This window comes from Bilophila sp. (assembly GCF_057864385.1).
On sequence record NZ_DBMAFI010000093.1, the window covers coordinates 1 to 10,608 of the forward strand.

The 10,608-nt window shown below is 48.0% G+C and carries 8 protein-coding genes and 1 pseudogene; 8 read left to right on the forward strand and 1 reads right to left on the reverse strand.

The window, feature by feature from the left end; genetic code table 11:
• A pseudogene (locus ACZM8Y_RS16765) lies at positions 1-261 on the forward strand (transposase); the annotation flags it as partial.
• Between the two features lie 20 nt (positions 262-281).
• On the opposite strand, the gene ACZM8Y_RS16770 reads toward ACZM8Y_RS16765, so the two are convergent.
• Positions 282-2,210: a sigma 54-interacting transcriptional regulator gene (locus tag ACZM8Y_RS16770; RefSeq protein ID WP_482334064.1), complete on the reverse strand. Its 1,929-nt coding sequence runs from the start codon at positions 2,208-2,210 to the stop codon at positions 282-284.
• Positions 2,211-2,489: 279 nt separating this feature from the next.
• Between ACZM8Y_RS16770 and ACZM8Y_RS16775 the strand changes: the two genes are divergently transcribed.
• The 7 genes from ACZM8Y_RS16775 (at position 2,490) to ACZM8Y_RS16805 (ending at position 10,346) form a co-directional block, all read left to right on the forward strand.
• Complete coding sequence (locus ACZM8Y_RS16775; RefSeq protein ID WP_302554152.1) at positions 2,490-3,881, forward strand: SLC13 family permease; 1,392 nt, start codon at positions 2,490-2,492, stop codon at positions 3,879-3,881.
• Between the two features lie 13 nt (positions 3,882-3,894).
• Positions 3,895-4,740, forward strand: a complete 846-nt coding sequence (locus ACZM8Y_RS16780; RefSeq protein ID WP_482334066.1) for an amidohydrolase family protein — start codon at positions 3,895-3,897, stop codon at positions 4,738-4,740.
• An 11-nt stretch (positions 4,741-4,751) separates the two neighbouring features.
• Complete coding sequence (locus ACZM8Y_RS16785) at positions 4,752-5,528, forward strand: N-acyl homoserine lactonase family protein (protein ID WP_482334068.1); 777 nt, start codon at positions 4,752-4,754, stop codon at positions 5,526-5,528.
• Positions 5,529-5,552: 24 nt separating this feature from the next.
• Positions 5,553-7,460: an oxidoreductase gene (locus ACZM8Y_RS16790; protein WP_489501913.1), complete on the forward strand. Its 1,908-nt coding sequence runs from the start codon at positions 5,553-5,555 to the stop codon at positions 7,458-7,460.
• 41 nt (positions 7,461-7,501) lie between these two features.
• Entirely contained in the window at positions 7,502-8,611 is a 1,110-nt protein-coding gene (locus ACZM8Y_RS16795) for a 4-hydroxybutyrate dehydrogenase (RefSeq protein WP_482334072.1), read from the forward strand.
• Between the two features lie 1,001 nt (positions 8,612-9,612).
• The gene (locus ACZM8Y_RS16800; protein ID WP_489501914.1) at positions 9,613-9,759 is read left to right on the forward strand and encodes a hypothetical protein; all 147 of its coding nucleotides are present in this window, start codon (positions 9,613-9,615) and stop codon (positions 9,757-9,759) included.
• 347 nt (positions 9,760-10,106) lie between these two features.
• Positions 10,107-10,346, forward strand: a complete 240-nt coding sequence (locus ACZM8Y_RS16805) for a hypothetical protein (RefSeq protein ID WP_482334076.1) — start codon at positions 10,107-10,109, stop codon at positions 10,344-10,346.
• The last annotated feature ends 262 nt before the right edge of the window (positions 10,347-10,608 follow it).

Below are 10,608 nucleotides of genomic sequence, written 5' to 3' on the forward strand. Positions count from 1 at the left end.
TGCCGATAGAGGCTATGACAGCAACAGTTTCATTGAATATATAGAAGAACATGGTATGGAAGCGGTAATTCCACCACGCAAAAATTGAAAAATCCAAAGAGGATATGACCATTATTTATACCGCTACAGACATCTGATTGAAAACTCTTTTGCTGGGTTAAATAAACGGCGTGGAATTGCAACGAGATACGCGAAAATACAGCATCTTTTTTGGTGGCAGTCCATATAAGATGTATTACCATTTGGGCAAATATTTATTGACGACATGCCTTAGAGCCAAGCTACAGACCACACTCCTTCATCCTACGCCAAAGTGTCGTACGAGATATGCCCAAGGCCTCCGCTGCAAGCGTTTTATTGTACTTGCATTTCTGTAGTATCTCCTGCAAGTCGGCGCATTCCCCTTGCCCGCCTGTTCCCAAATCAGAAAGAGAAGAACCCACATCGCCTAGTATGTCCGCATCAAAAAGAATATCTTCTGCACTAATAACGGGATGCATCGTCATCACGACGGCCCTGTCCACAACATGAAGGAGTTCACGTACGTTTCCCGGCCATGAGTTGTGCTCAAGTTTTTTTATCGCCGAGCGCGCCATGATTACTTTCTTTTGCCTGCTTTCATTGATCTTCCGCAGATAGGAATGCACAATGACGCGGATATCCTCTTTCCGGGCGCTCAATGGAGGAATTTTGAGCAGTAACGTATTGATCCTGTAAAAAAGATCCCGCCTAAAGTCACCTCTGTTGGCCATATCAAAAATATTTCTGTTCGTCGCACAGATGATACGTACATTTACATGGACGAAGCGGGTACTCCCCAGACGCGTGACGACCTTATCCTGAAGGACACGCAACAACCTCGACTGAAGGCGTAAAGGCATTTCCCCAATCTCATCAAGAAAAAGAGTACCGCCATGAGCCAGCTCAAACAGCCCGGTTTTACCCCCTCTCCGTGCCCCCGTGAAAGCCCCCTCCTCATAGCCAAAGAGTTCGCTTTCCAGCAAATTTTCGGGTACGGCCGCACAGTTAATAGAAATAAAGGCCGATTCCCTCCGTTTGCTCTGCACATGTATGGCTTGGGCAAACATTTCCTTTCCCGTGCCTGTGTCACCGAGAAGAAGGACGGGGCTGTCACTTTCCGCGAACTGTATGCCCATCTGCCGAGCCTGCTTGATTGCCGGACTTTCCCCAACAATATCGCTGAAGCTAAAAAAAGTTATCTTTCCGTTTTCATATAGGCTCTGCCTGACTTTCCTTTCTTTCTTTTGAATATCTACAATATTTGTCAAACTTATTACATAGCCATTAAAATTTCCTTTAATATTTATATCAACAGCCGTAAAAAGGAATTCTCTTTTTACGGCATCTTTGACAATAACCTCTTCCAGAAAACTACTATTCCCATATATGATATGTTCAAAATCGATCTTTGGAAAGATTTGTGAAAAATCTATGCCTATTATTTGTTCACTTATTATATTAAATACAGAGCTTGCTTTATCATTTGCATAAATTATTTTATTCTTTTTATCAATAACAATAATTATATTTGGATTAATATTTAAAACGGTGTTGATGAAATCCCTTCGCTGGGTATTTAATAAATCCATTTCAATAATGTGCTTGGCCTCAAGAAAAACCCTGTGTATGGATTCCTGATTTTCAGAGAGTAAGGGGATGGCGTGAAATCCCTGCTCCTTTGCCTTGCTGATCAGGCCATATCCACCGACGAGGAGGGCGATGCCCTCTTCCTGAGCCTTTTGCAGGGCTACCGCGATATTATTCCTGTCTTCAACCTCAAGCCTGTACCCCCTCAATCCCAAGAGCTGGGCGATACGCATAAACTTGAGGCCCTGTCCGGGAAAACAAAGATGTCCCACACGCATATTCGTATTCTGATACGGCAGGAGTGTTTCAAAAAAATTTTCAGATGAATACTCGATAGAAAGGATGGGCACTGAGGTCAAGTTCCTAAGAATATGCACTGCATGTCCACGTGTCGCCAAAATTTTTATTTTTTCAGTATTGATCATGTGCAGTGCGACTTCCACATCATTGTCAAATTCCGATACGGCGATGCATGTACGTACCTTAAGCTGACGAGCCATTTCCTCAGCATATTTCGCAAGAGTCTTGAATGGGGTAACGACACAAAAATCAGCAGGTTGTTCGCCAACATATGTAATTGATTCACAGAGATCAGAAAGCATCAAGACCTCCTTCGGGGAGTATTCGGAACTGATATGCAGTAATCGTTAGTTTTATAAACATTATGTTTCAATATAATATTTCATTTTTATAAATACAAATCAATATGTTATTTTGTATTTTTGAAACATTTCGTTCATTTTCTCATATACATATTTATAACATATTGAAATATTATATATTTATAATTGGCACACTTATTGATGTTAGTGAAAAAGTTCCTATGTGTGGAACCCGCACATAATTCCATTCTTTCAAGACAGATACTCTTGGAGGTTATTATGATTCAAGGCAACTGGTGGAAGTGGGCTCTCAGTCTCGGATTGCCTACAATCGTCTTTTTCGCTACTCCAGAAATGGAGATAGCCAGTCCCAACACACCGCTTTTTTTTGCAATTACGCTATGGGCCGTTATAGCATGGGCCATTGAAGTTCTGCCGTCCGCAGTCATTGCCGCCATTCTGACGTTTCTGTATGCCCTGTTTGTTACAAAGCCTGCCGTTGCATTCTCAAGCTGGTGTACTTTCCTACCATGGATGTGTTTTTCAGCTCTCATTATCGCACAGGTGCTGAACCGTACCGGATTGGGCAAGCGTATCGCACTCCACAGCATGCTCCTCATGGGGTCCTCTTTCACAAAGACGCTGATCGGCCTCATGTGCGCCGGTGTCATTATGACCCTGCTCGTTCCTTCAGGCTTGGCCCGTACAGTCATCTTTGTGGCTATCGCCCAAGGCCTGATCGAAGCATTGAACGTGGATACCAAGTCGCGCATGTCGTCAGCCCTGATCATGGGCGGCTATTTTGCTGCCATCGCCCCCGGCCTGTTCTGCCTTACCGGTACGGAAATGAACCTTCTCGCTTTGCAGGTCATTTCCGACACCACGGGGGTTTCCGTGGAGTACATTGATTTCATTGTCCAGATGGCCCCATTTTCCGTTTTCTATATGGCCTTTTCCATCATGATGATTTTCATCATCCGCGGAAAGGAGAGGCTGCAAAATGAAGATGACCTCAAGACAGTGCTTGCTGGGCGCCTGAAGGAAATGGGCCCCATCACGGCTGAAGAAATCAAGATATTCCTAGTACTGCTCGTCGGGTTCACCGCTTTCGTTACCGAACAATGGCATCATCTCCCCGGTGCCTTCGTCTTTGCCCTCGTCGGCATGGCCTGCTTCATGCCCGGCATGAACCTCGCCAGCGAACAAGATCTGCGCAAGATTAATCTCTCTTTCCTCATTTTTCTGGCGGCCTGCATGTCCATCGGCGCCGTAGCTCAAGATCTCAATATCCCCAAGTGGATCTCCGCCCATATGTCCTCTCTGTTTGAAGGGCGTGACGCCGTTATGGCCATCAGTTTCTCCTACATGCTGGGCGTAGTTGTGAATTTCCTTATGACCCCCATGGCTGCGGTCGGCGCACTGGGAAGCCCCCTTGCACAGCTGGCGGTAACCCTTGGATTGGATCCTTACACGCTGGTCTATTCACTTCTCTATGGGCTGGATCAGCTCCTCTTCCCCTATGAAATAGGCTATCTCCTGTACACGTTTATGAGTGGAGCCGTCACCCTGCGCCATATCATGGGGGCTTTCGCCATCCGCATGGTTGCCTTTGCCCTGTTCATCCCCTTGATACTCGTACCTTACTGGAAGCTTATTGGATTTCTCAAGTAATCAGGTGAAAGCAATGGATATTATAGACTGCAGGTACAGGCCCAATACTCCGGTATGGATGGAAACCTTCACCCGGAACCCCGTCTATGAAGAGTATGTGAAACGGACTGGTTTTGATAAAAAACCTACCCAATCCCTTGCCGGTTGCGCCGCCCAACTCGCATCGCTCGGCATCGGTAAGGCACTTGTTTCGGGCAGGGACATCGAAAGCACCTATGCCGCTCCCGCGTCCAATGATCTGGTCGATGCTTGTGTTGCCGCCTATCCATCCCTGTTCATTGGTATCCACGGCTATGATCCCCATAAGGGAATGAAGGCCTACAAAGCCATCTGCCAAGCCATCCGCGAACGGCGCAGCAGGGGGGCGTCTATAGAACCGTCCATGGCCCACTGCCCTATGGACGACGCCAAGTATTATCCGCTGTACGCCCTATGCTGCGATCATGACTTGCCGGTATTGGTGACCGCCGGCCTTTCTCCCAACATGCCCAAAGTGCTCCTCTCTCCCTCTTCGCCGCTTGCCTTGGATAAAGTGGCCACCGACTTCCCGGATCTGCGTATCCTGATAAGCCACGGAGGATACCCATGGGTGAATGAGACCATCGCGGTCTGCCTGCGCCACCGCAACATATACATCGACTTTTCCTCATCCATCAACAAGCCTATGGGGGAAGAGTACATCAAGGCAGCCAATGGCTGCTTGGCCGACAAGTTTGTCTTCTCCAGCGCCAACCCTTTTGTAGATGTCGCCAACGCACTGGAACAAGTCAAACACATTGGCCTGAGCCAAGAAAACTTGGAAAACATGCTCTCTAAAAATGCCTTGCGTCTCCTTGGGAGCGCCTTGGAAACCGTGTAAGGAGCCATAAGATGACAGCCCGCACCATTTATGCCCTGACAGCCGGCCATAAACCCGTCGTCGTCACCAACCATTTCTATATGCGCCCCGATATCCGCGACTCCCTATACACCCAGTTCTTTTTCTGGTGCATCATGGACGAAAAGGAAGGCCCCATCCTTGTTGATCAATCCTTCACACAGCAATGCCTTGACGAGATGAATATCACTCATACCGTCAAGGAACATCCCTTGGAGATGCTTGCACGCATCGGTGTCAAGCCTGAGGATGTCCGGCATGTCATCCTCTCCCACCTGCACTGGGATCACTACGCCGGGGATACTTTCTATCCCAATGCCCGATACTATGTTCACCAAAAAGAAATAGAATATGTAACCGGTCCTTTAATGCGTTTCCACACTTATGCCCAACATTACAATTTTAAAGCTATAGAAAATCTGCTCCACATGCAATTCTCTGGACGCGTCGAGCTGCTGCAGGGCGACAGTGAGCCCCTCTGTGACGGCATTACCTGCATTAGGATGGGCGGCCATACTCCCGGACTGCTCTCCATAGCTGTAGAAACAGGTAAAAATACGAAAATCATATGCAGCGATGTTATCCCTAGATACCAAAATATTTCCGAAATGACGCCGTGTGGCATTCATTATAATGTCACTGAGGCGCTGATGGCTCTCGAAAAGATCGAAAGTATCGCCAAAAGCACGGAGAACATCCTTCCTGGCCACGATCCAGAAATCACGGCACGGTATCCCCAAACGGCTCCCGGCGTATATCGCGTTTCATGAGGAAAGCTCATGAAATACATCACATTGCTTCCAGCCCGTATGGGAAGGCTGGAGCTGCGTAACCGTATCGTCTTTCCGGCTATGGTCACCAACTACTGTTCCGTGCGTGGGGAAGTGACCGATCGGCTGATAGCCTATCATCAGGAGCGGGCCAGAGGGGGTGCAGGGCTCATCATTACGGAAGCCACCTATATCTCCCCCGACGGTAAAAGCTTCCCCCATCAGCTTAGTATCGCTGAAGATGGCCTTTTGCCCGGATTACGCCGTTTGGCTGAAGGAGTGCATGCCGCTGGCGCCCGCATAGCCGTACAGCTCTGTCATGCGGGCCGGCAGACATCCAGAGCCGTCTCCGGCCTCCCCCTCATAGCACCTTCGGCCATGCGCTTCGGCGATGACGTTACCCACGCCATGCGGCAGGAGGATATCGAAAGGGTTATCGGCGAGTACGCTCGCGCCTCCGTACGTGCACGGGAGGCTGGATTTGACGCTGTGGAACTTCATGCCGGCAACGGTTACCTGCCGCAACAATTCCTATCTCCACTCACTAATTTCCGTCAGGACAACTACGGAGGCAGCCTAGAAAACCGTATCCGTTTCAGCATTGAAACCGTACGAGCCGTTCGGGCTGCTGTAGGACAGGATTTTCCCATCATTTTGAGACTCGGCGTTGCAGAACCCATCGCCGGGGGGCTGACGCTGGAAGAAGGCTTGACCGCGGCCCGTATCCTTGCTCGTGAGGATATCGACGCCATTGACGTGACGGCTGGCATGAGGGAAGGCGGCATGTGGGTCACGCCGCCTCTGACCCTGCCCCACGGTACGCATATCGCAAAGGCCGCCGCCGTCCGCCAGAGAATCAGTGCACGAAAGCCTGTCATAGGGATCGGTAGGATTACCTCCATCGCCTTGGCCGATTCCTTCATCAAAGAAGGAAAGGCGGACTTTGTCGTCATGGGCCGGGCATTGTTGGCAGATCCTGAACTGCCGCTCAAGACACTCCAAGAAAGAGGGGAGGACATCCGTCCCTGCATTGGTTGCAATGAAGGCTGTATCGGCCGCCTAGCTCGTGGTCTCGACATCACCTGTGCCGTCAATCCCACGGTAGGCAACGAGTATTGCAAACGGCAAACTACCACCTCCACTCCCTTGAAGGTTCTTGTTGTCGGAGCCGGGCCGGCAGGGCTTGTCGCGGCATGCGCAACAAGGCAACGTGGCCATATAGTCACCGTCATGGAAAAAGAACCCGTCTGCGGAGGCAAACTCCGAATTGCCGCCCTCCCCCCGTTCAAGCAGGAACTTTTTACCTATGTAACCTATTTAGAAAAACGCGCCCGGAAGCTGGGTGTAACAATATGTTGCGGCACGGAAGCCACCCCCCGGACAGTTGTCGACCTGAAGCCGGACGTCATTCTACTGGCTACAGGTGCCGAACCGCATATTCCTCCTATCCCCGGCCTCACCCCGGACAATGTTCTTCTTGCCGAACAAGCCCTACAGCAGGACAACCGAACTCCCGACGGCACAATTCTTATCATCGGCGGGGGGCTTGCAGGCTGTGAAACGGCACTCCATCTCGCCCAAAAGGGTTACCCCCCTCTAGTGGTCGAAATGCGTGAAGCTCTCTGCATAGACACCGAACCACGCTCAAGGGCCGTGCTGCTCAACCATTTGGAAGAGTACGGCGTGCGATCCATGCTTTCCTGCCGAATTTCCAGTATCGACGAACATGGTGCTACCATTTGCAGGCAAGGTCAGGAAGAAAAAATCATCTGTTCCGGCATCATCCTAGCCACAGGTTACACACCTAGAACACAACTTGCCGACGCTCTGGCAAACAAGGGGATTCGTTTCTACAGTATCGGTGACTGCAATAATGGTACCCGAATCTACGATGCCGTGTGGAAGGCAAACTCTATTGCTGAAATGCTTTGAACACACACATTACAATATCACCATCAGGAGACCCCATAGAAATGAAACAATTCGTCTGCAAACCGTTTATACACATGTTTTCCACCTGCAGTGCATTCCTTTCTGAATTCAATGTCTGCGAAGACGATATTATTGTCAGCAATGCCTATATATTTAGGCCCGCTTTTGAACATCTCGGCTGCCGGGCCCAAACGCTTTTCCTTGAAGACTACGGACAGGGAGAGCCCAGCGACATCATGGTGGATGCCCTATTGGCCTCTGCCGCCACACGCACCTTTCACAGGATCATTGCCATCGGCGGAGGTTCTGTCATAGACGTCGCCAAATTGCTTGCCGTAGCCCCTGTGGGCAGCAATACGGACTCTCTCTTTACGGAAAAAAATCTGCGGCAGGAAAAAGAACTCATTATCTTGCCTACCACATGTGGTACCGGCAGCGAAGTGACCAACATCGCCATCGTCAACCGCACCCGTCTCGGCACCAAGATGGGCATCGCCGACGACAGCCTGTATGCACGCCATGCCGTGTTGGTGCCGGAACTGCTTGAAAACCTACCCTACCCTGTCTTTGCCACGAGTTCACTTGATGCTTTGGTTCATGCTGTGGAGTCTTTTCTGTCTCCGGCAGCAAGCCCCTTCACTCGAATGTTTGCCAAAGAAGCTATCCATCTCATTTTGAACGGCTACGACAAAATCCGACGGGACAAAGGATGTCTGAAAAAACAGCTCAACGACTTTCTTCTGGCAAGTACTTACGCGGGGCTCTCCTTTGGGGTAGCTGGCTGTGCCACGGTGCATGCTTTAAGCTATCCCTTGGGTGCCCTATTTCATATCCCCCACGGTGAGTCCAACTACGCGGTCTTTTCTGGCGTATTACGGCATTATGAAAAAAGGAACGCAAAGGATTTCTCTTCCCTACTGACCATCTTGGCTTTGGAACTGTCTTGTTCTCCCAAGAAAACCCTAGATGCCCTCGACGATATATTGCAGGCTATCTATCCACGCAAAAGGCTTTCAGAATACGGGATGGCAGCCATACAGATAAAAAATTTTGCAGAAACTGTGCTCCAAACACAACAGAGGTTGCTGGTCAACAGTCCAGAAAAAATATCTGCTGCCGATATATGTGCCATCTATGCTGATTTACTGTAGTTCTCCTTTAGCAGGGCATCCGGAAAAATATTCAATATCTTCCGAATGTTCTGCCTTTTATAAATTTCAAGGAATTACTTTTAGGACAATTAATAAATGATGGAGCAATAGGAACAATTCAAAATACTTCAATCCAGTTCAAAATTCAGGATGTATTTCAAAAATTAGAATTTAAATATTTTATCTTATCAAAATATATAAATACTTTTTATCTAATAAAAACAGAACATACTATACAAAATAAACATAATATTTAGAATATATGTTAACTAATGACAAAATAATAAATATATTTAAAAAAATATTTACATTCTATTAACATTAAAATTAATATACTTATCTTTAGTCACAAACATGAAACACCATATAATTTATAAAAACTTACAGATATTCATAACACGAAAAAACTATACCTAGATGGCCGCTTTATTCAATGCTTGAAAGCCGCCAACAAACCGAAAAAATATGCAAATGGGGATTATTCTTGTTCATTTCGGCCAGCGGCAAAAATTCCGGCAGAGGGCATACTACTTCAACAAAAAAATCAAGCTCCTTTCCTTCAGTGAATATTCCCAAATACCACTTCATACCGTACGGCAACACAGAAATGCCCCCGAAAATTATTTAATGAGGTATTATTAATGCAGAATATTAAACGGATGAAAGAGAACTGCAACGCCGACTGACGGCATTCGGTATGAAACTAGACATGTAAGGGAGGTGTCGGCAGTAGCTTTTTCCTCCGCCATTGTTGCCTATCTTCGCAACAAAAATACGAATATTCTACTTGTGGATACCGATACCGACACACCGGACGTACTCAAGATGCATAAATGTTTTCCCCGTCGAATCTACCCTGCCGTCTAAACACTCTAGGCCGTGTCGTCATATCACATATAACTATATGAAATCATTAAAAACAACTTTTACAACCTAAAAATAATTAAATAATTTCAATAAATTACATCTAATTGAAGATACAACCTAGACAGCACTGACAAGTGGACTATCCTGCAGGACACTTGCAGAACTACCAAGGCTATGTCGTAGTCATCAATGCCGCCGCCCGTACCAAGACCAGCACGGCCAGTTACGGTGGCATCATGAAGGAAGCCCTGCGGGAAATGCGCGAGCTGACTGTGTTCTGAATAATCAACCGGCACCGCGATTCCATAGAGCTTTTATATTCCTTTCAGGAAAGTGCCTACCGACGTACCTATCCACGTCTGTCGAAATCTGTACTTCGATAAACCGCAGCGTTTTGAGATGTACCATACTTCCAACGCACGGGAACCGGTTGAGAAAATGGTATAACGCTGGACTTTCCGGCTGTCGGCACCTGTGTGACCGACTCGTTCTATTTCAAACGGATGCCCAACCACGGCGCTCGCCCTAAAACGCTACGAAATACGTGTGGAATTGCAGCATTGGCGGATAGTCCACGCGAAAATGTATGAAGCAGTCACATGAAAAGCATCATGAACATGGCTGATATGTGATCGATCTCGGCAAAGCATACGGGAGGAAGCCGTCTGAAACGGAAGCGGCCCGTCCGCGTAATGTTAGCAACAGATTGAGAATCTTCGGAAAGACAACGCTTCTGATCGCCAATGGCCGCGATGGAACATCAGCACATTTAACATTGCCGGAGAAAATCGCCGGAGCGTCCAGAACCATTATGGACGGTATGGCCGCTGTCGCTGAAAAAACTGCCGCAATCCAAGCTCACAGGTAGTGTGGTGAAGGAAGCGAAGCCCCCTGCCTCAAAGATTCAATTAGCAGGCTGGTACCGATGGGGTTGATTGCCCTAGTTTACCTGCTGGCCTACGGGAACCTGCTATTCTAGATAGGCTTCCGCATCGACACCGGCAAAGATATTCCTCTCAAGTTGGTGCTGCACCCGCCCTCCGGCTAGTTTATCAGCGGCAGTATTGAGTACCAGCCTATTTTTCTCCTCGTCAGCAAAGATATTCAACAAAAAAGGAATGGTGGGAAAC

What these genes read in the sequence shown, in the direction of transcription:
- ACZM8Y_RS16770 (WP_482334064.1), bottom strand. Translation starts at nt 2,210, where the DNA reads ATGCTTTCTGATCTCTGTGAATCAATTACATATGTTGGCGAACAACCT.
- ACZM8Y_RS16785 (WP_482334068.1), top strand. Translation starts at nt 4,752, where the DNA reads ATGACAGCCCGCACCATTTATGCCCTGACAGCCGGCCATAAACCCGTC.
- ACZM8Y_RS16775 (WP_302554152.1), top strand. Translation starts at nt 2,490, where the DNA reads ATGATTCAAGGCAACTGGTGGAAGTGGGCTCTCAGTCTCGGATTGCCT.
- ACZM8Y_RS16780 (WP_482334066.1), top strand. Translation starts at nt 3,895, where the DNA reads ATGGATATTATAGACTGCAGGTACAGGCCCAATACTCCGGTATGGATG.
- ACZM8Y_RS16795 (WP_482334072.1), top strand. Translation starts at nt 7,502, where the DNA reads ATGAAACAATTCGTCTGCAAACCGTTTATACACATGTTTTCCACCTGC.